The sequence below is a fragment of the Rhodopirellula europaea 6C genome (assembly GCF_000338295.1).
GTDB lineage: Bacteria > Planctomycetota > Planctomycetia > Pirellulales > Pirellulaceae > Rhodopirellula > Rhodopirellula europaea.
Genome location: NZ_ANMO01000216.1, coordinates 345,277 through 372,060, shown reverse-complemented (window position 1 = coordinate 372,060; position 26,784 = coordinate 345,277). Strand labels below are relative to the sequence as shown.

17 protein-coding genes are annotated in these 26,784 nt (G+C 55.9%); 9 read left to right on the top strand and 8 right to left on the bottom strand.

The window, feature by feature from the left end; all coding sequences use genetic code 11:
* The first annotated feature begins 10 nt into the window (after positions 1–10).
* The 7 genes from RE6C_RS23680 (at position 11) to RE6C_RS23645 (ending at position 12,021) form a co-directional block, all read left to right on the top strand.
* Entirely contained in the window at positions 11–2,479 is a 2,469-nt protein-coding gene (locus RE6C_RS23680; RefSeq protein ID WP_008660692.1) for a DUF1592 domain-containing protein, read from the top strand.
* Positions 2,480–2,595: 116 nt separating this feature from the next.
* Positions 2,596–3,897 carry a DUF1552 domain-containing protein gene (locus RE6C_RS23675; protein ID WP_008660691.1) on the top strand — a complete coding sequence of 434 codons (1,302 nt, stop codon included), beginning with the start codon at positions 2,596–2,598 and terminating at the stop codon, positions 3,895–3,897.
* A gap of 744 nt (positions 3,898–4,641) precedes the next feature.
* Positions 4,642–5,919: a DUF1559 domain-containing protein gene (locus RE6C_RS23670; protein ID WP_236618470.1), complete on the top strand. Its 1,278-nt coding sequence runs from the start codon at positions 4,642–4,644 to the stop codon at positions 5,917–5,919.
* Positions 5,920–6,488: 569 nt separating this feature from the next.
* Entirely contained in the window at positions 6,489–9,311 is a 2,823-nt protein-coding gene (locus RE6C_RS23660) for a CRTAC1 family protein (RefSeq protein ID WP_236618469.1), read from the top strand.
* Positions 9,312–9,913: 602 nt separating this feature from the next.
* On the top strand, positions 9,914–10,981 hold the full coding sequence (locus tag RE6C_RS23655; protein WP_008660686.1) for a DUF1559 domain-containing protein: 1,068 nt from the start codon (positions 9,914–9,916) through the stop codon (positions 10,979–10,981).
* A 48-nt stretch (positions 10,982–11,029) separates the two neighbouring features.
* Positions 11,030–11,461: a carboxypeptidase-like regulatory domain-containing protein gene (locus RE6C_RS23650; RefSeq protein WP_008660685.1), complete on the top strand. Its 432-nt coding sequence runs from the start codon at positions 11,030–11,032 to the stop codon at positions 11,459–11,461.
* Positions 11,458–12,021: a carboxypeptidase regulatory-like domain-containing protein gene (locus tag RE6C_RS23645; protein ID WP_008660684.1), complete on the top strand. Its 564-nt coding sequence runs from the start codon at positions 11,458–11,460 to the stop codon at positions 12,019–12,021. Before RE6C_RS23650 ends, RE6C_RS23645 begins: the two co-directional genes overlap by 4 nt.
* Positions 12,022–12,163: 142 nt before the next feature.
* On the opposite strand, the gene RE6C_RS23640 is transcribed toward RE6C_RS23645, so the two are convergent.
* From RE6C_RS23640 to RE6C_RS23615, 6 genes are all read right to left on the bottom strand, one after another.
* Positions 12,164–13,405, bottom strand: coding sequence for a Glu/Leu/Phe/Val family dehydrogenase (locus RE6C_RS23640; protein WP_008660682.1), 1,242 nt, complete (start codon positions 13,403–13,405; stop codon positions 12,164–12,166).
* A 31-nt stretch (positions 13,406–13,436) separates the two neighbouring features.
* Positions 13,437–14,396, bottom strand: a complete 960-nt coding sequence (gene cysK / locus RE6C_RS23635; protein ID WP_008660681.1) for a cysteine synthase A — start codon at positions 14,394–14,396, stop codon at positions 13,437–13,439.
* Positions 14,378–15,391, bottom strand: coding sequence for a 2-oxoacid:ferredoxin oxidoreductase subunit beta (locus RE6C_RS23630; RefSeq protein WP_007324151.1), 1,014 nt, complete (start codon positions 15,389–15,391; stop codon positions 14,378–14,380). Before RE6C_RS23630 ends, cysK begins: the two co-directional genes overlap by 19 nt.
* Positions 15,392–15,464: 73 nt before the next feature.
* Entirely contained in the window at positions 15,465–17,348 is a 1,884-nt protein-coding gene (locus RE6C_RS23625) for a 2-oxoacid:acceptor oxidoreductase subunit alpha (RefSeq protein ID WP_039963147.1), read from the bottom strand.
* 216 nt (positions 17,349–17,564) lie between these two features.
* Positions 17,565–19,073, bottom strand: coding sequence for a hypothetical protein (locus tag RE6C_RS23620; RefSeq protein ID WP_039963208.1), 1,509 nt, complete (start codon positions 19,071–19,073; stop codon positions 17,565–17,567).
* Between the two features lie 88 nt (positions 19,074–19,161).
* The gene (locus RE6C_RS23615; protein WP_039963206.1) at positions 19,162–19,761 is read right to left on the bottom strand and encodes a hypothetical protein; all 600 of its coding nucleotides are present in this window, start codon (positions 19,759–19,761) and stop codon (positions 19,162–19,164) included.
* 172 nt (positions 19,762–19,933) lie between these two features.
* On the opposite strand from RE6C_RS23615, the gene RE6C_RS23610 reads away from it, so the two are divergent.
* Both RE6C_RS23610 and RE6C_RS23605 read left to right on the top strand, forming a co-directional pair.
* Complete coding sequence (locus RE6C_RS23610; protein WP_008660676.1) at positions 19,934–21,604, top strand: adenylate/guanylate cyclase domain-containing protein; 1,671 nt, start codon at positions 19,934–19,936, stop codon at positions 21,602–21,604.
* A gap of 53 nt (positions 21,605–21,657) precedes the next feature.
* Positions 21,658–22,701 carry a lysylphosphatidylglycerol synthase transmembrane domain-containing protein gene (locus RE6C_RS23605; RefSeq protein ID WP_008660675.1) on the top strand — a complete coding sequence of 348 codons (1,044 nt, stop codon included), beginning with the start codon at positions 21,658–21,660 and terminating at the stop codon, positions 22,699–22,701.
* Here RE6C_RS23605 and RE6C_RS23600 read toward each other — a convergent pair.
* The gene (locus RE6C_RS23600) at positions 22,675–23,052 is read right to left on the bottom strand and encodes a diacylglycerol kinase (RefSeq protein ID WP_008660674.1); all 378 of its coding nucleotides are present in this window, start codon (positions 23,050–23,052) and stop codon (positions 22,675–22,677) included. The genes RE6C_RS23605 and RE6C_RS23600 overlap by 27 nt on opposite strands.
* Entirely contained in the window at positions 23,052–26,357 is a 3,306-nt protein-coding gene (locus tag RE6C_RS23595) for an LPS-assembly protein LptD (protein WP_008660672.1), read from the bottom strand. Before RE6C_RS23595 ends, RE6C_RS23600 begins: the two co-directional genes overlap by 1 nt.
* Positions 26,358–26,784 lie beyond the last annotated feature (427 nt).

Here is a 26,784-nt window from a genome sequence, read left to right as displayed (position 1 = left end):
TGCCTTGTTCATGCTATCGATCTCGCCCCTTCGGCTGGCTGCTGGTTTTGCCTGGATTGCCTGCCTCGCATCATTCTCCACGTCCCTCGCCGACGCTGCCAATCCGACGTCCCAGGAAAAATGGGCGGTCGCGGACAGTGCTGTCGCGTTTCTGCAGGAACAATGCATCGATTGCCACGATGGCTCCAGCGGCGAAGGAGGATTCGACATTCACTCCGTATCGACCGATCTGTCGAACGCCCACAACTTGGAACAATGGGTTTCGATCCACGACCGAGTCCAAAAGGGCGAGATGCCTCCGCCCGAAGACATCGAGCTCGACGCAGAAACGGCTCGCGATTTCACCGAGCCACTCCGCCATCAATTGCGGACCTATCAGCTCGACCAACAACGACGCAACGGACGTGTTCGAGGCCGCCGGCTGAGCAACGAACAACTGTCTCGCACGCTCCAGGATCTACTGCGAGTCGAATTGCCGCTGGAAGACCTGATGCCTCCAGAGCAGCGGGTTGGAGGCTACGTTCACTTGGCCTCCGCACAATCCATGTCGCACTTTCAATTGAACACGCACCTAAAAGTCGTCGACGCGGCACTCGATGCGGCGTTTTCAAAAGTGCTGGAGCCGACATCGGATTGGGAAATCGACATGCCTCCCAAGAAGATTGCCAACAAACCCAAGGGCCGACGAAACCGTGACCCCGAAATGCGCAAGGGGCTGGCTGTCGTCTGGTCATCCGGAATGATCTTCTACGGTCGCATCTCATCCACACGAGTTCCCGAAGACGGTTGGTATGAGATCACTCTCACAGCGTCCGGTCTAAAGATGCCAAAGGAACACGGCGTTTGGTGCAGCGTCCGCAGTGGCGAATGCAATTCAGGGGCTCCGCTGCTGTCGTGGGTCGGGAGCTTTGAAGCCGAAGCCGAGCCCAAGACAATGACCTACCAAACGTGGCTTCCCAAAGGACACATGCTGGAAGTCCGTCCCGCCGATCGAACGCTGAAACAAGGACGCTTCCAGGGCGGCCAAGTCGGCTTTGGAGAAGGCGAAGACCAAGACATTCCCGGCGTGGCGATGCACTCGCTGAAGATGAAACGCATCTACCCCGGCGGCAACCGCAAAGAATCACGCGAACGTCTGCTTGGCAAACTTCCGCTTCGCTACAACCGCGAACTCAATCGTTCGGAAGTCGACGTCGACAAGTTCAATGAGAAACGAGATCGAAACGAACTGCGAGCGGCAATTGTTCGCTTTGCTGATCTCGCGTTCCGTCGTCCAACCGATGCATCGACCATCGAATCCATATTGCAACTCGCGGAAGAAGAACGACAAAGCGGCGCGACCTTCATCGATGCCTTGCGGGCCGGCTACCGAGCCGTGCTGTGTTCACCTCGTTTTTTGTATCTGACCGAATTCGCGGATGAATCCGGGCAACTGGATGATTGGGCGATCGCATCGCGACTGAGCTATTTCCTGACCGGTTCGATGCCCGATGAAGAACTGCGAAAAGCAGCCGACCAAGGTTTGCTCCGTGACGCGGAGGAACTGACACTCCAAACCGATCGTCTGCTGCAAACCCGACGCGGACAATATTTCCTGGTCGACTTTTCAAACCAATGGTTGGATCTTCTCGACATCGACTTCACGGAACCAGACCGACGGTTGTTTCGCGATTTCGATCCGACCGTGCAGGCGGCCATGCTGGATGAGACACACCATTTTCTGCAGCGTCTTCTGGACGAAGATCGCCCGGTTGGTGAACTGGTCGGCGCCGACTACACCTTCCTCAACACGCGGTTGGCTCGGTACTACGGGCTGACCGAATCGGAAGCTGACATTGCCGATTTGGATGACCAAACCAAACTGGTTCGAGTCGATCCAGAGTCGCCTCGCGGTGGGCTGCTGAGCCACGGTTCGATCCTCAAGGTCACCGCCGCGGGCAACGATACGTCCCCGGTTTTGCGTGGCATTTGGGTATCCGAACGGATTCTCGGAATCGAAATCCCTTCCCCGCCCGAAAACGTTCCCGCTGTGGAACCAGACATCCGTGGTGCGAAAACCATTCGTGAATTGCTGGCCAAACACCAAGCCGACGTGTCTTGCGCAGCATGCCATCAAAACATTGACCCGCCCGGCTTCGCGCTCGAAAACTTCGACGCCGGTGGCCGATGGCGTGAACGCTACATGCAGAAACGCGGCAACGCCTACAAACCCGGTCCCGCTGTCGATCCGAGTTTTGAAATGCCCGATGGGTCAACATTCGACTCTTTCGTCACTTTTCGAAACCTGATCGCGAAGAAAGACGAACGCTTGGCCGCCAACGTGGCGTCGCACTTGGTGACCTACGGCACCGGACAAACGATCCAGTTTGCCGATCGTGATCGAATCGAAGAGATTGTCTCCAGCACCAAGGACAACGAGTTCGGCTTTCGGTCGATTCTGGACGAAGTCATCCAAAGCGATTTGTTTCTTTCCAAGTAAGCCAGACTGACCCGCAAGCCAAGCCAACCCGATAAACCAAACCGAGCCTTCCAAGCGAAGCGTTCATTCACCGCTTCGAACCATCCCGCCAAACGCCCCGCCTTCGAGAATCAATCATGAAACGCAGCAACCTTCATTCGCGAAGTCCACTCAAACGCCGCACCCTTTTGCGAGGCTCCGGCGTCGCGATGGGACTGCCGTTCTTGTCTGCAATGCGGCCTTCATTCGCTGACAACGACAGCGGCGAAGAGTCGGGCCGCGCCAAACGATTTGTCGCCATGACGGTTGGCTTGGGATTGCTCCCCGAGAACTTAGTCCCCGAGGGCGAGGGCATGAACTACCAACCTTCTCGCTACCTGAAGGCACTGCAAGATCTTCGCGAAAAGGTGACGGTCGTCTCAGGTTCGTCGCACCCAGGGGTCAATGGTGGTCACCGTGCCGAAGCCAGCATTTTGACTGCGACGCCGATGGGCTCGTCCGGTGCCGTCAACAACACAATCTCCATCGATCAGTACCTCGCCAAACACAAAGGCCATAAGACTCGCTTCCCATCGTTGGTGTGCAGCACTGGAGGCTCGACCAGTCCGTGTTACACCGAAAGCGGAGCGATGATCCCGCCGATCACTTCCGCGTCGCAGTTGTTCGCGGAACTGTTCGTGAACAGCTCACCGGCAGAACGCGAAAAACAGGCCGACCGAGTCCGCCAAGGACGCAGCATCATGGACATCGTGGCCGAGGATGCAAAGTCGCTGCAACGTGATTTGGGAAGCGGCGACCGCGACCGTTTGGACGCGTACTTCACCAGCGTTCGCCAACTTGAACAACGCATGCAGCAATCACAAAAGTGGGCCGAGATGCCAAAGCCCTCCGTGGAAGCGAGTGCACCGGTCGATATTCGAAATCCCAATGACCTCATCGCTCGAATGAAAACGATGTGCGATGTCGTATCCTTGGCCTTGCAAACCGACTCGACGCGCTACGTCACGCTGCACTTGCCCGGCAGCGGCGGTGTTGTTCCGGTCGACGGCGTTGAAGAAGGCTACCACTCACTCAGCCACCACGGCCGCGACGAAACAAAGCTGGAACAGCTCGCACTCGTCGAAGAAGCCATGATTGGTCAGTGGGGCGAATTCCTTCGCGGACTTGGCCAGCACGGCAATTCGCATGGCAACCTGTTGGACGACACCACCGTGTTCCTCACCAGCAACCTCGGCAACTCGTCCAACCACGACAATCGAAACATGCCCGTGTTGATCGCTGGTGGCGGATTCAAGCATGGCGGCCACTTGGCCTTTGACCGCAAGAACAACTACCCACTGCCAAACTTCTATGTCTCACTGCTGCAGCAGCATGGCATGGAAGTCGACCAGTTCGCGACAAGCACCGGCACCATGACCGGCTTGGGCATCACAGGCTGATCGTCGCCAAATGGCTACGGTGTGAATTCGACCAAAAGACAATCCAATCGTATTCGCCGTTTAGGTATTTGCCAGAGCCCCCTCCTTCAAATCGGTCCGAACCCCCACTGAGCGAATCCGCCTAAGACTCTTTCGCAATGGTGATGTGAGTTGCACTTTGCTTGGAAGTTGCACTGCACAACCAATGGGCATTTAGGGCAGTACAACACAGGCTCAAAACACCACTAAGGGGGAATCGTCTCCCATGGCGACTTCGCGCTGGACTGTTGATGAAGCCTAACGATCGGCTGCGCGCATTTGCAAAATCCGCATGCTCGGGTGCAGAGAGCTACTTAGGCACATCGATAGAGCAAATCCTCAATGGCAGGTGATGCCACGAAGTGATTCCGACAGGAAACGCCCAACAATTGTGCAGCCTCGCTCGCTTTCGATGCAACCATAGGTTTTTCGCCCGTCCACTAGGGAGTCATTGAAAACCCCGTTGTTGGTCCAACAAAGTGAACTTTCAAAATAATCGGAAAATTAATGTCGCATGATCAGAGCCACAGCAATCCGCTTCGGTGAGATAGTTCGCCCCAAGAAAGAAAAAGAAACGAAAGCCCAGCGTGGGGCCAAGAAGACTCAATCGTCTTTGGCCTCCTTATTGCGATGCCGCAGCTCCATACGTTCTTTCGCCAGCTGCCAGACCAGGCAGCAGGTGAATGCAAGGAATATTACCGAACTCGCAGTATGGAATATCACTCAATGGTCCACTCGTCCGTCCTCTCAAATCGAAGTCGTCGTGGCTTCACACTAGTCGAACTCTTGGTGGTCATCGCCATCATCGGTGTGCTGGTTGGGCTTCTGCTCCCCGCTGTTCAAGCAGCTCGCGAAGCCGCGCGCCGCATGAGTTGTGGGAACAACATGAAGCAACTCGGTTTGGCGATGCACAACTACCACAGCGCCTACAACCAACTCCCCACTCAAGGTGCTGGAACCACCCAGGCGGGAGCCGGGATTTTCAATGGCTCGCGACAGTACAACAACGCTAGTCTTTCGGCATTTGTCGGCATGTTGCCGTTCATGGAGCAGCAGGGGCTCTGGGAGCAAATCAGCAACCCCATGAATGTTGATATTGACGGTGCCAGCCCACCTGCGGACACGGCACCTTTGCCATATCCTGCCATGGGGCCGACCCCGGCCTATAACTGGAGCGGTGATGCCTACATCCCCTATATGACAGAGATTGTTGCGTTTCGTTGCCCCAGCGATCCAGGTGTCAGCGGATCTCCTGGCCGTGCACGCACCAACTATGCAGTCAACCTTGGTGACTCCATCAACCACTTCCAGATTAATGGACCGTACGACAACAACTTTAACGTTTCCAGCGTATATGGAACGATCTCCCGAGGGACCGACCGAGGAGCATTTGGCCTTCGCTACACCCACAAGTTCCGGGACATTTTGGATGGTCTATCTAACACCATCGCCCTCGGCGAGATCGCGACATCGTTGGGCGATCGAGACAAACGGACGCAGCCTGCCTTGAACGCTGGCGGCAACACCGATTCTTCGGGAGTGCCAGGCAACCCAAGCTTGTGCCAGCAATGGGTCAGTCCCGAACGACCTCAGTTTTGGTCCAACGGTTCGGATGGTGGAACAGCGCCTTCGCTCGAAGGAGCTGACAGCGTGCATTTCCGTGGTTCTTCCTGGGCGACGTTCTACCCCGCTCACACTGGGTTCCAAACCATTCTGCCCCCCAACCGCGAAGCTTGCTGGGTCGGACATACTCTGTATCCCGGTTTGTTCCCACCTAGCAGTCGGCACCCTGGTGGCTGCCACGTTGTAATGGCCGACGGCGCGGTGAAGTTTATTACCGACAGCATTGAGGCTGGTGATTCAACTGCGGGCACAGTCAATTTTGTTTCCTTTAGCACCGCGAAGCTGACTGGGGTGCGTGCACCTGGCAACGCGAGCCCGTATGGACTTTGGGGTTCGCTTGGCACTCGTGCCAGTCGAGAAGTGATCGGGGAAGAATTCTAGTTGGAATCCAGTATCCATGTTTCACTTTCAATTACTTCCGAATCACCATTTAACTATGTCCCCTTTGAAAATCTTTCGATATCTGATTTGCTGTCTCCTTTTAAGTTCCTTTGGTTTCGCAGCCGGTTGTTCGAGCAACGAAAACCGAGTCGTCGAACCAACCCCAAAGGAAAAACGCGACGCCGATGAGGCCAAAGGGCCCATGAGTGCAGCCAAGGTCTAGCTCCATCGGGCACGATTAAACAACAAAACGCTCCTCGTTCGTCGGGGAGCGTTTTTTATTTGGCACCTGATAATTGCAACCCTCGCCGATCCGGTCGCTCGCAGGAAAGCACACGAGGCGACAACAATGAAACCAACAAAGTACGGAGCAAGTTTTCTTGATGAAAGTCCCGTCGATGCAGACTCACGGTTGCCCAACTCACGGCGTGAAAAACAAGTCAACGTGGCTGGGGTGGGTATGCATCATCGCTGGATTGACTCTGACAATCGGCTGCAGTCCTTCCGAGCCGGTTGCAACGCGTTCGAGCGACCCAAACTCTCAAAAGAACAACCAAGTAGAAGATCCGTTGAGCGATGCTAAGGCTGCTTTTGAAAGTGGCGACTACGACCTCGCATCTAACTTGCTGCGTTCGTTGATGATCGCTCGACCTGACGACGTGAACACGATTTGGTTGGCCGCACGCGTGGAAGCCAAGCGTCAAAATCTTTCGCGGGCACTCGATCTTGCCGAGACCGTTTCTAAAACCGAATGGTCATCACAAAATGAGGTCATCGACTTCTGTATGAAGACCGCATCGGATCTGGCTGACCACCGTCGGTACGAACAAGCTCTGCGGCGATCCATCGCAGCCAACCCAACGCAGCCCGAGGGTTACCACCGTTTGTGGCAACACTTCATCAGGCATGGACGGACGTTTGAGGCAGCCCAGGTGGCGGACTTGCTGACCGATCGAGGGCAAGCAAACACTGACCATCTGGAGTCGCTCATTTTCCGCGGCCAATCGTATCCGCGAAGGTTCACTGGGTCCGAGACTGAACAGACATCGCAACTTTCCGGCCAATTCGCACCCGGTGAAGGACGGGCCCGGTATTACTTTTCAATCGGTGAATTTCGCAACGCGAGGGAAGAGTTGGAAACATCACTCGCTGACAATTCATCCAATCCACCCGTCAATGTCGCGTCCGCGAAAGCCTTGCTTGGCCGCGTGTTAGCTGAACTCCAAGCCGATGACGATTTCTTGAAATGGCATTCGTCGAAGAAGCCATCTTGGGAAGTCTATGACGACTACTGGTTTGCCGTAGGAAGCCACCACTTCGATCACGGTCGGTACGAGTCCGCCATTCACGCACTCCTGCAAGCACTTCGGCGCAATACCGCTGACCTCGTCACATATCAACGGATTCAACAATCATTCAAAGCTCTTCAGCAAGACGAACGCAGCGAAGCTTTCGAGGCGAGAGCCGCCATCGTCAACGAATCACGCGAGACACTGAAGTCGCTGGGACGCGATCCTGGCAACAAAGAATTGGCAGAGAAGATCAGTGGCCAATTGCTCGAACTGGGGCGGCCACTTGAATCGCTTCGATGGGCCGAGCTGAGCGTTCCAACGACCGCGTCCAGGCAACTGACTCAGATAAATCAGCAACGACAAAGGCTTCGCGGAGTGTCTGGTCTGCGTCAAATGATGGCGGAAGACGCGATGTTCAACCTTGCGCCCTCGCAATTTGATCTGCAACCGCTCGCGACGACGGGCACGAGTGGAAACGAACAATTGAGCTGGTCTTCTACGGCCAATGCGAATGTCGAGATAAGTGTCCGAGATGTCGCGTCCGAGATGGGATTGGAATTCCAGTGGTACCAAGGCGAAGAAGTCGACCTATCCTCCATTGCTCTGTATGAATCGCTGGGAGGTGGTGTCGGCGTGATCGACTACGACGCTGACGGTAACCCAGACTTGTATTTTGCCCAGGGTTCCGGTGATCCGCCTGAACTACGCGGGACCCGGCCAAATCAACTCTTCCGCAACCTTGGCCAACGGTTTGAATCCGTCGAACGGCAAAGCAAGTGCGCCGAGCTTGGGTACTCGCAGGGCATCAGCGTTGGCGACGTTAACCAAGATGGATGGCCCGATCTGCTGGTCGCAAACATCGGTCGCAATCGGCTCTTCATCAATTGCGGCGATGGAACCTTTCGCGATGCAACCGATCAGATGCGCGGACAAGGCAAACGCTTCACGTCATCGATGGCGATCGCAGACATCAATCGCGATGCGTTGCCTGACCTGTTCGAAGTCAACTACATCCAACTCGAAGAAGCGTTCGACCCACCGCAATTCGATTCGCAGGGACGAGAGTTGCTGCAAGGTCCACTCAGTCAGCTTCCGCAATCGGATCACTGGTATCGTGGCAACGGACGCGGCGATTTCATCGGCTACGAAATTGACGAATCAATCGCGAAGACGGGCACCGGATTGGGCATCGTGATCACCGACATCGACGGCCGCGCCGGGAACGAAGTTTTCGTTGGCAACGACGCTCGTCCGAACCATTTGCTAACGTCGGAGGATGGTAGCTGGAAAGACATCGCCAGCATTCAAGGAGTCGCCAGCGGACGCTTCGGCCTCTCGACGGCCTGTATGGGGATCGCCACGGGTGATTTCAACCGAGACGGTCGATTCGACATGCACGTTAGCAATTTCATCAACGAATACGACAATCTGTTTCTGCAGACCGAAGGCGGAACGTTTCGCGATGTTGCGCCGAGTTATCAGTTGCCGCAGTTCTGCTCGAACAATGTCGGCTTCGGCTCCAAGAGTCTCGACATTGATCGGGACGGATGGCTGGATGTGATGACGACCAACGGTCACATCTTTGACCAAAGCCATCTGGACGAACCCTTCCGGCAGAAACCTCTGCTCATTCACAGCCGCAAGGATCGGTTCGAACGAGCGGTTGTCACCGAGGCATCCGACTACTTCGATGGAGATTACTTGGGCCGCGGACTTGCGAAGCTGGACTGGAACCGAGATGGACGAGTCGATTTGGTTGTCACCCACCTAGATCGCCCGGCCGCGTTGCTAGAACTCGATGCGAACACAAATGGCAAAGGGCTGCAGTTGGAATTGATCGGCGTGCAGAGCGAACGAGACGCGATCGGAGCCCGAGTTACGATCAAAGCGGCACACGGCAGCTTGGTGGATTGGGTCACCGCGGGCGACGGTTATCTGTCAACCGACGAAGCCGTGCTCGATTTTGGCTTAGCGGATTGCGATGCTGTAGACGAAATCAAAGTTCAGTGGCCCAGCGGCGTCACTCAAACCTTCCGAGACGTCGCGACCGGCCGCCGTTACTTGGTCGTTGAAAACGATTCGAAACTGCATCAGCGGTAGGATCAGCTACCGCGAAATCGTTGTTCGTGGCTCAAGATTTCCCGGGGTCGCACGGCCGAATCCTTTGCCTTATCGGACCGCCCGGCAAAGGATGCAAAGATCACCTAACGGCGTTTACCCCGACATCAATCCAGATTGACGGCCAAATCCGACAATCGTCAAGCCAACTGCGTCTGAATTCTTCGTCAGATTCCGCAGCTTCTGCACACTCTGCAATCTCGTGTGCAATGCTCAGCAACCAACAGCTGAATCGCCCAGAACTTAAGCACACATGCTCAACAATCGGACACGCAGATTACGAACCCCCTCCCCAAAGAGGGGCAAATCGTATACCCAACATTCGGAAGCCTTTCAGATTTTTCCAGAATTTTATTATTTCACTGCCAATTTCTCCCGGCCACACAAACCTGCTTCGGTGAAGTTCTCCCCCCTAAGCTCTCTCGAAACCCCAGCAGGACTAGGTGTTCGATTTCCCAATGGCAAGTTCTGGCCTATTGCTTGCGTTATGCCAATGTGCATCACCGGTGTCACTTTTAGCTGCAGCCACCTGCATCAAGTCACACCACCAATTCATTCGCACATGCACATGGAAATTAAAAGCAATGCGTCGTTCTGACTCCACTCGTTTATCCAGAAGTTCCGGCTTCACCCTCGTCGAACTGCTCGTCGTCATCGCCATCATTGGCGTGATGGTTGGCCTGCTGCTTCCCGCCGTTCAATCGGCCCGCGAAGCTGCACGCCGCATGCAGTGTTCCAACAACATGAAGCAGTTGGGACTGGCCATCCACAACTACCACAGCACATTCAACATGTTCCCAGCCAACATTGGCTCACAAACGACGACCGGTTCACCGTATCGAGGAGCTTCGTGGCTCGTGCAGATTCTTCCACAAATGGAACAGTCGCCTCTGTATGAGAAGCTCACCTTCGTTGACACCGACTTCAGCACCCAAGATCGGGTAAACCGAAACTGGGAAGTTCTCGACGACGCAATCGTTCCCGGCTTCAATTGCCCGTCGAACCCAATGCAGAACTATCGCGACAACAACGCAAATGGTGACACCACCGCGATCGGTGCACCTGCCACTTACAAGACTCAAATTGTCGACTACGTAGGCGTTGCCGGCTACTACTACACACCAGGTGTTCGCCAAGGCGAAGCTGGATGGCAGCCGGGGGCTCGCGGCGACGGCTCGCGTAACGTTTGGACCGGCTACGGCTGGATGCAAGACGCTGGCATCATCGGCATCAACAACTCCAAGTACCGCAACCCAAAGTTTGCCAGCATTCTCGACGGAACCAGCCAAACAATCGCGATCGGCGAACACTCCGCTGAAATGCCTCACGCTGACAAGACTCGCACCGATAGCCGCCCAAGTAGCCACGCAGGTGGAGCATGGAACGCTGGCCCCTCGCAACACGGTTGGTTGGGTTGGACCGCCAACATCACTGTTCCACGTTGGCCCATTAACAGCATCTACTCCGGCAACTACACCCAATTGTATGGCTACACGCTACACAACGGCTTCCGTTCCAACCACGTCGGTGGTGCGATGTTCACGATGGGTGATGGTGCGGTCAAGTTCATCACCGACAGCATCGACTTCGACGACGTCTTCATGGCGATGAACGGACGCAACGACCGTTTCGTCTACCAATATGAATTCTAAACCGCCCCGACTAAGCTCCAATCAAGATCTACCAAGGAATCTAATTTAATGAATGGGTTATCGAGACTTCTAACCGGAACGGCGACGCTCGCCGCACTCACTTTTATCACGGGATGTGGCCCTGAGCTTCCACCCATCGGCGAAGTCACGGGGATGGTTACCCAAGACGGAAAACCTGTTGAAGGTGTCGCACTTGAGTTTGTTCCCACTGAGGGTGGGCGACCATCCATGGCGGTGACGGACAGTGAAGGTCGCTACAGTGCGATGTTCACCGCCGACACTGACGGAGCTCTCGTCGGCAAACATTCCATTCGCTACGAGATCAACGGTCCTGCCGCTCCTATGCCGGCAAGCCCGGACGCTGAGTTCATTCCAACTTCCAAGAAGCCCGACATGGGTGGGAAGACAAAGATCGAACCAAGCGAAGTCGAAGTTGTCGACGGCAGCAACGAAATCAACTTTGAGTTTGTTGCTGGATGATTCTTCTGCGAATTGCGATTGGATCGTGCCTGCTAATGACGATTGGTTGTGAACCACAACCATCGTCAAAGCTGGGGCAAGTGACCGGCACAGTCTTTCATGATGGTGTGCCGGTCCCGAACATGGCAATCGAATTTCACCCTGTCTCCGGCGGGCGTCCATCGCTGGCCTTCACGAACGACAGTGGGCAATTCGAAGCGATCTACCTAGCAAATGTCCCCGGGGCGAAGATTGGTACTCACGACATTCGCTATGAACTGACGCCGGGCAAATTGGCGGCTGATATATCTCCGGCAGAAATGCTGGAGATTGAACGACCCAAGATTGCAAACGGAGCGGTCCTCGACCTGACTCGCGTGACCGTGAAGCAGGGCAGCAATCATTTCGAATTCAAGTTGATTCCGCCTCCCGAAGGACAAGTCCCTGAGGAAGCGGGATACGATGCGATGGCACCACCAGCGGATCCCAGTCTGGAGGTCGATGCAGATGAACCCGAGGTGATGCTCTTCGTTCAGCCAGTCGAAGAAGCCCCGCCGGCAAACGAAGTCACATCGGAGTGAGCACTGCGTTCACTCAGGGTGTGTTTCGACCCATCACCTCCAACGCGATGCCATTCTTCCGATTTCGCTGACGTCAATCTCATAGCCAGCCGACCGGAACGTTTCGCGAAGCACTCTTCGCGAACGTTCGGCAGGGACCTGATCAAGCCAAGCCGGCGAGTTCCGTCGCACGACGAACTCTCGAGATTCCGATCATGTAGGCAGCCGTTCGGAGCGACACTTCGTGCTGAGCCGCCATCTGCCAAACGCTTTCAAAGGCTTCGTTCATCGTGTGATCAAGTTCTTGACGCACACGGTCCAGCGGCCATCGGTAGTGCTGTCGGTTTTGAACCCACTCGAAGTAACTGACCGTTACACCGCCGGCATTCGCGAGAATGTCCGGCAGGATCGTGACACCACGATCGTGAAGTGCCGCGTCGGCATCTGGATCCACAGGTCCATTCGCTGCTTCAACAATCACTTTTGCGTTGATGTCCTGAGCGTTCTTTTGCGTGATCACACCGCCCAGGGCAGCCGGGATCAACACCTCAACATGATCGAGTTTCAGCAACGCATCGAGCGGCAGATGCTCGGCGCGTTCGAAACCTTCTAGCAATCCCTTCGGGTGCGCAAATTTGTGTCGCAGAAGCTCAGGGATATTCAATCCTTCGGCGTTGTAATAGGTACCTGAGATGTCCGAGACCGCCACAATCGGAAACTGAGCGTCGTGCAAAAACTTGGCGGCATGTGACCCCACATTCCCGAAACCCTGGATGGCAACTCGAGTCTTTGCAGCATCCATTCCCAAACGCTTGGATAGCTTGACTGTCAAAGTTCCGACCCCACGACCGGTCGCTTCCTCACGCCCTTTTGCTCCGTATTCTTCAACGGGCTTTCCCGTGATCACAGCGGGATGAAAACCGTGGTACTTTTCCCACTGGTTCCGGAACCAAGCCATCACTTGGTGATCCGTTCCCATGTCCGGTGCAGGAATGTCGGTATCGGGACCGACGATATCATGAATCTGATCGACGAACGCTCTGGTAAGGCGTTCAATTTCTGCCGACGACATTTGACTCGGATCAATTCCGATGCCACCTTTCGCGCCGCCATATGGCAGATCAACGACGGCGGTTTTCCAGGTCATCAAACTCGCCAAAGCGCGAGTCTCGTCCAAGTCGACTTCGGGATGGAACCGCAAACCGCCCTTCATGGGGCCACGACTGTGATCGTGCTGAACTCGAAATCCGATGTAATTCGCGAGACGACCGTCATCAAGACGGATGGTCACTTGGACCTGCACCTCACGCTGAGGCATCAACAAAGCTTCTCGAAGATCCGGATCAATTTCTAGACGATCCGCGGCTTGGTCAAAGAAAATCCGCGTGGATTCGAAAGCTTTCATGTTGCCTACCAGTTTTCAGACATAAACACCACTACAAACCTAGGTCACCAAACAGCGGCGTGCTGAGATAACGTTCACCTAAGCTGCACATCACGGTGACAATACGCTTGCCCTTCATCTCGGGTCGCGCAGCAATCTGAGCAGCCGCCCACATGTTCGCACCGCTACTGATCCCCGCGACGATGCCTTCTTGCTTGGCAAGCTGACGCCCCCATTCGAAAGCATCTTCGTCATCGACCTGGACAACGTCATCGATGATTGACGTGTCCAAGTTTCCGGGAATGAAACCTGCTCCAATTCCTTGAATTCGGTGCTTGCCGGGCGAGCCGCCACTGATCACGGGCGAATGTTTTGGTTCGACCGCGAATGCTTTGAAGTCTGGGTTTTGTTTCTTCAGGAAACGGGCCACACCGGTGATCGTTCCACCCGTTCCAACACCGGCAACGATCGCATCGATCTTGCCATCCGTGTCAGCCCAAATTTCAGGGCCGGTGGTCGCTTCGTGGATCGCAGGGTTCGATGGGTTTTCGAATTGCTGTGGCATAAACGAGTTGTCGGTTTGGTTGACCAACTCTTGAGCCGTTGTGATCGCTCCCTTCATCCCGTCACCAGCCGGCGTCAAAACCAAGTTGGCTCCCATCGCTCGCAGCAACGCGCGGCGTTCGACCGACATCGATTCGGGCATCGTGAGCGTCAGTTTGTAGCCTTTTGCAGCACAAACAAACGCGAGTGCGATTCCGGTGTTGCCACTGGTGGGTTCGATGATGTGCGTTTCGGGATTGATGCTTCCATCACGTTCCCCGGCTTCGATCATCGCCACGCCGATACGGTCCTTCACGCTGTTGAGCGGTTGAAAGAACTCGCACTTGGCGAAGACCGTCGCGTCACCCGAAGGCACCAAGCGATTGATCTGCACCATCGGGGTTTCACCGATTGCGCGGGCAATGTTGTCGAAAGTTTTTCCTCGAGACATCAGGCTGTAACCTCCCATGTATCGCCGCTACGGAACAGCTTAGACAGATCGCCTTCGCCGCGTGCCGCTTTGGCTTGCGTGACTTGCTCGTTGATTTGATCGTTGTACGTCGCCACTCCAGCAACACTGCGCAGAACACCGATTGGTTCTGGCATGTCGGGATATCGCATGCGTGCCAACATCATTTGGATCGATGGATTCGGATCATGTGCATCATGAATCAACAAATCATCGGCTGGGACGTCAGCGGTGTTGACGACTTCGAGATGGCTGCCGACCAAGCGAATACCCTTGTCGCGTTCGGCACCAAAGATCAACGGCTTGCCGTGCTCCAATTCGATCACGTTGTCCGCACGCTGTTTGCGTTCTTGTGCGTAAGCCATCGCCCCATCGTTGAACACGTTGCAGTTTTGATAAACCTCAACGAGTGATGTTCCTTTGTGCTCGGCAGCCGCCTTGAGCGTTTTGCCCAAGTGCTGGACGTGTGCATCGATGCTACGTGCCACAAACGTGGCTTCAGCGGCCAATGCCACGGACAGAGGACTCAGTGGGTGATCGATCGCACCCATTGGCGTGCTCTTGGTGACCTGACCTTCGGTGCTGGTTGGGCTGTACTGCCCCTTCGTCAGACCATAGATCCGGTTGTTGAACAGAACGATGTTGACGTCGAGGTTACGACGCAAGCAGTGGATGAAGTGGTTGCCACCGATCGACAACGCATCGCCATCACCGGTGATGACCCACACCATCAAATCGGGGCGGGTCGACTTCAGCCCGGTCGCAAATGTTGGTGCACGACCGTGGATGCTGTGCATGCCATAGGTGTTCATGTAATACGGGAATCGGCTACTGCAACCGATGCCGCTGACGAACACAGTCTTCTCGCGAGGCACACCAAGATCCGGCAGGATCTTTTTCATCTGAGCGAGAATCGAATAGTCACCGCAACCTGGGCACCAGCGAACGTCTTGATCGGAGGCGAAGTCAGCGGCCTTAAGGACAGGAAGATTCATAGGATTGAATGATTGTGTGGGGATGATTTTGGCAAAGTTGAACGACGACGAAAGCGAGCAGATTGGCGAACGCCTAACCCGCTTTGCTCTGTGAATGCGTCGAAGTGTGTTTGCTGATGGCTTCCACCAATTCGGAAACAGCAAACGGTTTGCCTTGGATTTTGTTGATCCCAATGCAGTCCACGAGATACTCGGCACGAAGCAGCATTCGCAGTTGCCCCGAGTTCAATTCCGGCACGACGACCGTTTTGAACGACTTCAGCAACGTGCCGATGTTGCGAGGCAACGGATTGACGTAGCGAATGTGGGCATGGGACACCGAGTGACCGGCTTGGCGACAACGATTGACCGCCGTGTGGCAGGCACCATACGTTCCGCCCCAAGAAACCACCAAGACATCGCCCGACGTTTCGCCGTTGACATCTTGTTCTGGAATCCGTTCGGCAATCTTCGCGACCTTGGCAGCGCGAGTGTCGCACATGTGTTGGTGGTTGGCAGGATCGTAGGACACGTTGCCCGTGCCATCTTCCTTTTCCAACCCGCCGACGCGGTGCATCAATTCGGGCGTTCCAGGAATCGCCCAAGGACGTGCCAGATTCTCGTTGCGAGCGTACGGCAAGAATGGACCATCGCCGGTTTGTTCTTCCGGATGGCTGCAACTGATTGTTGGCAATTCATCCATGTCCGGAATCTTCCATGGCTCACTGCCGTTGGCGATGTAACCATCGGACAACAACATCACGGGAACCATGCATTCCGTCGCGATCCGCCATGCTTCCACGGCCATCGCGAAACAATCGCCGGGCGAACGTGGTGCCAGGACCGGCATCGGAGCTTCCCCGTTGCGGCCGAACATGACTTGCAACAAATCGCTTTGCTCGGTCTTGGTAGGCAATCCGGTGCTGGGTCCGCCGCGTTGAACGTTGATCACGATCATCGGCAATTCCAACATCACGCCCAATCCCATCGCTTCGCCCTTCAGGGCGATACCAGGACCACTGCTGGCGGTGACCGCCATCGTGCCGCCAAACGCTGCTCCGATGGTTGCACCAATCGCGGCGATTTCGTCTTCGGCTTGAAACGTGCGAACGCCAAAGTTCTTGAACTTGGTCAGCTCATGCAAAATATCCGAGGCGGGCGTGATGGGATACGTTCCGTAGAACATCTCTTTGTTGCTGATCTTTGATGCTGCAATCAAACCCCACGCCAGGGCTTGGTTGCCCATGATGTTGCGATAGGTGCCCGGTTCCAATTCCGCGGCTTCGACTTGATAGCTTTCGCTGAATTCTTCGGTCGTTTCACCGTACGCCCAACCGGCACGAAGAGCCGCCACGTTGGCCGCGGCAACATCTGGCTTCTTGCCAAATTTGGCTTCGATGAATCGCAGCGTTGGATCGAGCGAACGCCCGAACAACCAGTACACCAATCCCATCGCGAAGAAGTTCTTGCAGCGATCGGCGATCTTGGTCGACAAACCGTGTTCGGCGACGGCCGCACGAGTCAGCTTGGTCATCGCGACCTTCACGACCCGATAAGATTGGTCGATCACGTCGGCTTCGAGCGGATTGCTCTCGACCTTGGCGAGTTTGTATTCCTTCTCGTTGAAACCGTCTTCGTTGGCGATCAGGATTCCGCCTTTGCGAAGATCACCAATGTTGGTGACCATGGCCGCGGGGTTCATCACCACCAAAGCGTCCAGGGTGTCGCCGGGCGTGAAGATCGCCTCGCTCGCGAATTGAACCTGGAACCCAGAAACCCCAGCCCGGGTGCCCCGTGGGGCCCGAATCTCAGCGGGGAAATCGGGGAAGGTAGCCACGTCGTTGCCTGCCAACGCCGAGGTGTTGGTCAACTGCGTGCCCAAAAGCTGCATTCCGTCACCCGAGTCACCGCACAAGCGAACAGTGATCCCCGGTACGGATTCGATTTTTTTGTTGGTGGTCGGCGTAGAAGTGGTCATGGATGCGAAATCGCCCTTTCGGGACGTTCAAGCGGGTCGACTCAGCCTGCCTTAAGGGCAGTTGAAAGCTCAGTCGAATCGAAAAGAGGGTGAGAATTTGCCGGTAAGCAACCGCACGGGCGAGAGAGCCAGCAAAAAGTGGTGGACTTTACGGATTGTATCGATCAATCCGGTTAGGAAACTGACCCGAATTCTAACTTTTTTCCCATTCCAGCGTCATACCCGTTCCATCTCACGAACGTAAACCGCCAAGGAAGTTTCGAACGTGGATGCGTCGATCTTGTACTTGGGGGCCGCATCAGTGAACTGATTGCAGTGTTCGGCCAGCACGCGGTACAAAAAACGGAACAAATGCCGGGGCACTCGTAACGACTCAAACGCGGTCAGCATCCGCTCATACGACAACGAATCGTCGAACAATTCCTTCGGATCGGGATGCTTTCCCTCCGCCGCGCACGCAATCATGCGTGAACGCGTCAGGTCATACAACGATTCGCCCGTCCACGAGAAAGCCGGAATGACGTTTTGCTTGTCCAACCGGGCTCGCTCGTGAAATTCACGCGTTTCGCGTTCGGTGTCGCGGTAAAGCTCTTCGGGCAACATCAGCTTGAACCCCAACCCGGGGTGCTTCAGCAATTTGTTGTCCAGCAGTGGCCACACAAAACGACGCATCAGCGCGGGCTTTCCACCCGTCATGTGAGGCTCATCGACTCGGTCCATCAAAACGATCACGCCGTCGAAACCCAACCGCCCCAGCAGCGATTGAAACTTCCGAAGCAACTCATAGCGGTCGTCGGTTCGGTCGTAACGCGGCAACGGCTGGCTGGCGAGTTCCTTTGCCGGGAACTGCATCAGGACCTTGCGAACCGATGACGTCTCTCGTTTTCCAACCCGCATGTGGCGATGAATTCCCATCGCGGCGAATTGGTTGCGGCACCAACGAATCAGATACGGCAGTTTGCCAAAGAAGCACAGCACCGGAATGAACCAGAGCCAATTCCATGTCCGCACACCTTCGTCATCAACGGAGGCCCAAAACAACCAACCGAACACTCCCACAACCAGCACGCACCAAACGATCGCGAACCAGAAATCCAGCGACGAAGTCCAGTTTGCGTACCCCAATCGCTTGCGCAGTTGCTCAAACCGCCCCGAAAATGTCGACGAGGTCGATTGATCGTAGGAAGCCGCCAGCAGCAACAAATCGCGAGCGTCGTTGCGATCGAGCTTGGAGAGTTTGGCTGTGTCGATTCGATTGCCGTTGTCAGCTTTTGGACGATGCGTATCGCTTTCCAACAATACCTGGTCGACCAGTTCGGTCACTCCCAAACACAAGATCGCATCCATGTGATCCCATAAACGCCACGCATCGAGAGCCTTCTCAGGCTTGCGAGACGCCCGGCGTCCCAATCGTTCGCAGAAGTGATCCAGGAACGGATTGAAGTCGTCATATCGAATGATGTAAACGCGGCCGTCCGGGTTCTGGGCATTGAAATGCACCAGATGCCGATCGACCTGCAATCGCATCGCGGTTTTGCCGCTGCCCTTTGGCCCAAAGATGATCGCCGTCGCCGGCTCGGTTGGGTCCCCATACACCTTGTCCCAAGCAGGGTGGTACGCATTTTGGATGCAGTGCTGCTTGAACACCGGGTCGGTCTGCGCATCCTCCTCCGCGAACGGGTTGCGAGCGATGCCGTGATGTTCCAAAAAACTTTGCGTGTTCAAAGGATCAATGTCCGAAAGGAACGACCAAAAGAGCCGGGGGGTCAAAAGTGTCGCTGCGATCAAGAACGACACGTCAAGTCAAACGTTTTCACTCGTCGATCGAAGCAATCATCTTCTTGAAAAGATCGCGGTTCGATTCGATCAAAGCGATGGGGCCATACATCTTCACGAAGTACTTGCGGCCCTCTGGGTGCACCAAGATCGCCCCCATCATCTTGTAATTTTCGCGTTGGACCTTTCGCCCGCCGGAGAACGGTCCGCCGCCCATGGTTTCGGTGAAGGTGCCCGAGACTTCGATTACGTGCGTTTCCCAATCACCTTCCTTCTTCACTTCGGTCTCAGCGACTTTCTTGTTCGAGCCGCTGAATTGATTCTTCCATCGATCCAGGTTGGCTTTGACGTCTCCACCCGCTGCCATCATCGTGATGCGAGCTGACGGTGCATCGTCGCCTTCACCGTCTTTGACCGCGAATTCGTGCTCGACGATCCGGCTGCGAGGGGTCGTTTTCTTAAACGATTCGGGCACTTCCAATGTTCCCGCACCAAAGACATCCACCGTGACAGGTTTCGCCGTGGCGGCGTCTTGAGCTTGAACGTTGGTTTGGCACGCGACAGCGACGAACAGGAACGCTGGCAGGGCCAAAGTGACGACACAACGATTGAGAACACACCGATTCAAAACGGACATGGAGCACCTCGTGGAAGGACGAATGATAGGAAATCGATTGGATTCGATCTCAGGATCTCCACCATAGCAATTCATGCACCCAATTATGAGGGGCTGGCAAAGAAACGCTACACTGCCGACGTCCACCAGCAACCTGCCCAGATTGCCCGTCCATTTCGCGTTGAAACGCCCGATGTCGCCACCACCCGCCGAATCGCCTCGCCGCTGGACCTGGGCTCAATGTCACGCGATGTTTCTCGTCGGGGTCTCGCCGATCGTCGCGAATGTGATCGGCAGCGTCTTCAACATTCTCTACAACCAAACGCAGATTCAGCCGCTGCTGTCGCCGGCTCAAATGGACCGATTTCATGCCTGCTGGCAGGTTTTCAACCTGTTCGTGTATCCGGTGGCGATCGCCTGTTACGTCGTTCCACTCTGGCAACTGCGTCGAGTCCACCGGGCTCTTTTGGATCATCAACCAGTCGCCCCAGAAACCCTCGCCGCTGCCCGTCGACGAGTGATCCATTTGCCGTGGTGGTTTTTGTTGGTCGCCGCGATCGGGTGGCTGTCCTGCATCCCCATCTTCCCACTCGCAATCGCATCCGCGGGTGAACCCTTGTCTGGGTTGGTCGTTTGGCACTTGATCACCTCGTTTGTGATCGCGTCCCTGATCGCGGTCACGCAGAGTTTTTTCGCCGTCGAACTCACCGCTCAAGCCACACTATTTCCCGTCTTCTTCCAAGACAGCAATCCAGCCAACGTTCCCGGCGCGGTTCCGCTCAGCATCCGAGCCCGCGGAATCCTGTGGGCTTTCTCCGCGGTTGTCTGTCCCGTGATCTCGCTGGTGATGCTGTTGATCGTGCCCGACGCAGCCAACTTGTCACCGATGTTTGGCGTCACCGTCGGAGTTGTTGCGATCGCGTTTGGGCTGATCACCAGTTGGATGCTCGGCCGATGGGTCACCGCTCCTGTGATGCAGTTGCAACGCGCGGCATCCAGCGTCGCTCGAGGGAACCTGGACGTCCGCGTCAAGCTTCTTCGCAGCGACGACTTTGGGCACTTGATCGAACGATTCAACCGGATGGTCGACGGATTGCAGCATCGCCAGAAACTGCAGGAGACTTTTGGTCGTCATGTCGGCCGCGAAGCCGCCAAACAGATCATGAACCAAAGCGATGGCCTCAACGGCAGCGAACAAGTCATCTCGGTGATGTTCGTCGACGTCCGCAATTTCACCCGCCAATCATCCAAGCTCTCACCGACGCAAGTCGTTCAAGCACTGAACGTGTTTTTCCAAGAAGCGGTGGAAGTCATCGAATCTCACGGCGGCATGGTGAACAAGTTCTTGGGCGATGGCTTCATGGCGATCTTTGGTGTCGGCGGCAGTGCCATCGATCACGGCGCCAAAGCAGTCGCGGCGGGCCAAGAACTGGCGGCGTCGATGGCGAACAAGAAAACCATGATGCAAGATGCCGGTTGGGAAGATTTCGCAATTGGAATTGGCATCAACACCGGGCCGGCCGTGGTGGGCTGCATCGGTTCCCCCAAACGCCAGGAATACACCGCGATTGGCGACACGGTGAACATCGCCTCGCGAGTCGAATCGCTGACGAAGCCGCTGGGCCACTCCCTGCTGATCACGCAGTGCACGCGAGCGATGTTGCCGGAGTCCTTTCCCGCGACCGCGTTGCCCGAGCAGATGGTCAAAGGCAAAACAACCGCTTTGGCGGTCTATGCGGTCGCCGATCACCCCGAAACTCCAAATGGAACTGGCGATTCTGATCAAGTCGACGACAGGCATGCGTCGACTTCAAAAACGGCGATCTCCGACCAAGATTTGCAGAACACACCGGGGCATTCCTGAAACGAGAACGCATCGCCTATCCGAAGCGTTCACCTCGAATTATTCTTGCCGGCATGCCCGAACACTTTCAACGCTACGCGATCATCCTGGTCAAATTCGCGGTTCCAGTCGCCATCATTTGGTTTCTGCTCAGCCGCATCGAACCTGCTCAGTGGGATGACCTGACGGCCCGATCCATCAACATGCCTTTGTTGGTTGGTGCGCTCGCGGTTGCGATTTGCGCGCTGCTGGTTTCGTTTGTCCGTTGGTGGGTTTTGGTTCGCTGCCAAGGCATCCCACTCAGCCTATTGGAAGCGATGCGTTTGAGTTCGATTTGCTTTCTGCTGAGTTTTGTCTCGGCCGGCAGCGTGGGCGGAGACCTATTCAAGGCGGTGTTCCTCGCCAGACGTTCACCGGGAAAACGCATTGCCGCCGTCGCCTCCGTGGTCGTTGACCGAGGGGCGGGTTTATACGGCCTGCTGTTGCTCGTCTCCGGTGGTCTGCTGCTTCATCAGTCACAAGACCCGTTCGAATTCAATGGCATCACAATCGATGACATCAAGGTCATCACCATCGTGTTGCTTTCGGTCGGCTCGGCCATCCTGGCGATGCTGGTCTTCGGTGGCAAGTTCGTCGACACGCTGCTGCAACGTGGCGAGAAACTTCCCATGGTCGGTTCGCTGATCAAGCACGTCGGCCCGCCGCTACGGATGTTCCATCATCACCCCTGGGCGTTTGCATCGTCGCTTGTGATGAGTGTTGTCGTACAAGGACTGCTGGTGATCAGCATGTATCTGATTGCGGTCTCGATGTACGACCTGCCGCCAACCTTGGCCGAACACTTTGTCATCGTCCCAATCGGCATGCTGATGTCGGCATTGCCGCTGACTCCCGCCGGTGTCGGTGTCTTGGAAGTGACCATCGAAACGCTGTACCACATCGTTCCCGCGACAACGACGGACGCATCAGGAACCTTGGTCGCCTTGGCGTTTGAACTGGTCAAAGTCGTGATGGCGATCATCGGGACGATCTTTTACTGGACCGCCGGCCGCGAAGTCCAAGAGAGCCTCGAAGAAGCCAGCACGAGCGATTCAGACACCGAACAAGCGGCCGTATAGCGGCGGCAGCAACACGATCAATCCGACCGCCGCAGCAGCCAGGCTCATCACCAAAACAGCCCCCGCTGCGATATCGAGTGCCTGTCCGATTCGTGGGTGATGCTGCGGGTGCACAACCGAGACCAGCAACTCAATCGACGTGTTGAGCAACTCCGCCGTCATCACGCCGCCGATCGCGAGAATCAAAACGGCCCATTGAACCGGCTCCAAATGTAGCCAAGCGGCAATGGCGATCACCGCCGCGGTGACTGGCAGATGAACCCAGAAGCTGCTTTGTCCACCAAACGCGAACCAAACCCCGAGCGTGGCACAACGAAATTTCGCGGCCCAAGATCCCGGTTTCGGAGCCATCACTCCAACCCTTCGACGCCAGGCGGCGGAATCAACTGACCGCCCAAGCGACCAAGCCGGGTGGATGGCAGGAAGCGAGGTTCGACCATGAATCCGATGCTTGTGTTGTCGCGTCCAGCATCGACGTTGGCCGCCAACTGGACCAAGAACGATTCGCCGACACGTGTCAAACCAAGCGTCTGACCAACGTTGCCGGTCTCGCCAAAGTCATACACGTTTCCAGCTGAAACGATCCATTTGTGATTCAATCGGTAGTCCAAACTAGTTCGCAGAACCGTGCTGCTGATTGGACCTTCCATCGACAGCACACCAACATACAAATCTCCCAAACCGGGACGGCTGGTGCGGAACCCGGCACTAATCGAACGCAGGCCATTGTCGAAGAAGTCAATGTAGCCATCGCTCAGCAACGTGAAGCGATCACCGATGTTGTACTGAGCGTCAAACATCGTCGGGCCAAGCGTCTCACCAAAGTTGTCGCGATCTTCCTTCGGATACAAAATCGTTTCCATGTCAAACCGGAACAGATCGACAATCCGTTCACGTCCCGGCAGCCCTCGTTTGGTTTGGAAACGATGCTTCATTCCCAAACGCAACTGCTGCAGGTCATCGACGACTGTGTCGCTCGGACTGGTCACGTTGCGCTGAATGCCCTGACGAAACGCATAATTTCTTGGATCGAACTCCGGCGGCAGTGTGCCTCCAAACAAGGTCCCGGTGAACACGCGTCGAAACTCTTCTTGGGCGTTGTCATCGAGCGGATCGTAGTAGGGCAGCTCATCCATGTCCGTGTCGCTGTCGGCATAGAAGTACTCCGCCGACCAATCGATCTTGTGAGCCAATCCGCGAATATTCAGCAGGGAACTTTGGATCGTTGGATCGACTCGCGACATGGGCAGGTTCAAACGCAGACCGCCACCGCCCCACAACCGTGTCACGTCGTCGCCGTTGGTCCCTTCGCCGTAGTGTGCCGCTTCACCAATCGCGAACGGAATCACCTTGACCGGACCAGCATCGATCGGTGCCGATATTTCCTGCCGTGTTCGTGTCACCACACCTTCGCGGTCCAGCTCACCCGGCAACGTGAACGTGCCCGCGGCGATCACCGGATCCTCTGGAGCATCGGCCACTTGCAAATGCTTGTACCCGATCTCGTTGTGCATCGACCAAGTCAGCGTGTCCGCGAAAATGGATCCGCCGAGAGCGTAGTGCTCGATCGTTGGCAGCTCTTCGGTTTCCATGAAGAAATCGTTGACTTGGAAGTTCGCCGCGATGTCCAACATCTGCGAACCGGCATACTTACGGAATCGCAATCCAGTCCGATGATCGGCGTTTTGATCCCACTCCGACTCGAAATACTGTTCTAGGAAATTGCGATCACTCAAATAGCCCACCTCGGCGATGAATTCCCAATCGCCGGCCAAGTGATGTCGATGCTGCAATGTCGCTCGACCGCGATAGGTTTCTTCAGGCTGCAGGTCACGACGGCCTTGTCCGAGGACATCCAATCCGTCGTCTTTGATGATGTAGCTGTCGTAGTTTCCCGATGCCGGCCCGCCAAATCCGAACAAGCTGGGCAGCGCGTACGTTGTTCGAGTCCCCACCGCGGGACCGCGTTCGCTCAAGTAATCGGTCAGCAGAATGGTTTCGACGCCATCGGGAGGGTTCGTGAACCCGAGCAATTGGAACAGATCCCATTCCAACAAAACCTGCGTGCCAAAGATGTCGTCGTTCCGAACATCCGCACCGGTCAAATAAAACGTCGGCTTTCGAAGCGGTGTTGTGAACCTCGGCCAAGCCAGCACGGGCACGCCGCCCAGATAGACGAAGTTGCCGCCGCTGGTGATGATCGGTTCGCTATCCGCGATCGGTTGTCCCGTGATCGGATCGGCACGCACGATGGATCGCTGGGTCAGTTCCAAACGATTGCTTTGCAACCAGTAACGAGGCACACCCATACGACTGCTGGTGACTGCGGCGTCGATGGCGGTGAAGTTGCCGCGATTGATCTGTTGCATCACCTCCGCTTTCAATCGCACCGTCCCCGCGTATTCAGGAATCGTTGTGATCGTCTCAGCATCCAACACCATGCCGACTTCTTGGGTGACGTTGTAGTACATCGATTCGGCGTAGATGACCCTGTCACCTTGCTGGAACACGATGTCGCCTTCGAGATAAATCTCTCCGTCGTTGGATTTGAAATCCTGGATCCCTTGAAAGACGTCACTCAGTCGAGGCATCCAAGCGACGATCCGATTGGCTGACAACGACACCGTGCCGAGTGGCATGATTTCGCCGCTCGGCAAACGAGCCGAAACGTCTTGGACGGTCACGGTGATCCCACCACGGCCGATCGCCACCGATTCGTTTGTACCGGGACGATTGATGTATTGCAGATCCGCGGGCGTATTCGACCCGCGAGATGTAATGCTGATCGCTCGCGTGCCACCTGCGACGATGAAGGGCGATCCCCCAAGCCCCGTGACGCTTGGCGTCGTGGTCACAGACGGAGGAGTCTGCGCTATCGGAGGTTGAAAACTTTGCACCGGAGGTGGCTGGTTGGAAACCATGGGAGGATCGAGCACCAAACCGCCCGACGGCAAATTGGGCTCTCCCATCACCGGCTCAAGATACTGAACGGGTTGGATGTACTGAGAATCCGGCGGGGGCGATCCCGAGCCGAGTTGACCGGACTGCGTGGGTTGGCTGGGAGTGTCCGGGCGGATGCCCATTTTCGCCCACCATGCCGGTGAAATCTCAGCGCGTCCGCGATACTGTTCGGCTCTGACGATCGGCACCGACTCCAATTTGACGGTCCGCACGATCGGCTGAGTGGTTGTCTGGCCCGGCCCCAGCGTCACGCGATCCATCAACAGGCTAGCCGTCAATTCTTTTTGCTTGCCGGACAAGGCGACGAAGATCGAGGCGGCTTGGTATCGCTTGCCTTCGTATTTCAATACCACGTTGCCACGCATCAACGTGAACTCTCGATCACCTTGATGCCAACGGTTCACGACATCTCCGGACAACTGCAACGTCCGTGAAACATCGGTGACTTCGTACACCGAAGGTTCCGCAACTTGCTGGGCCGACGCCGGCGAAAGGCTCAGCAACACGCAAATCACCGCACCAATCCATGCGGTGAGCACCGACCAATTCAGTCGACATGGCGCAGCAGCCAACCTCGCCACGGGTGAATGTGTTTCACGCGAAGGACGAGGCAATGTGTCGAAAGGTTGGAACCGATCAGCCAAGCGGGTATCAGCTCGAGCGGGAAATGCGGGAGGAACGACTTCACAGACCAACGCAAAACGAATTGCGCGATCCTGCCGCGACCCTACGAAAGCCGATTGCCCACACACAAGCCAAATTCAGTTGGAATTCACCCAACCCAACTCGCCTCAACCATTTGCGTGCTCGCTCTCGATGCCGGCGCCTATGTTCCTCGCATCCAACCACGCCAAACGTTCCCCTCCCGCAGACGCCCAATCCGTCGCCGTCACTTCGTTTAAGATGCGTTGGATGACCTCGCCCGGCACACCACAAACTGCCGCGTCCCCGCCTTCCTCCTATCCCGCCCAACTGCCATGCCAAGCAACCCTCCCCATCTTCCAACGTTTCCACACCGGTCCGCCCAACGGTCTTGGTCCACTGGACTGTTGCTCATCACTTCGATCCTGACTTTCGGTCAGCTCTCAGGCGAAGCCCACGCCCAGGCCCCTCGGCCGAACG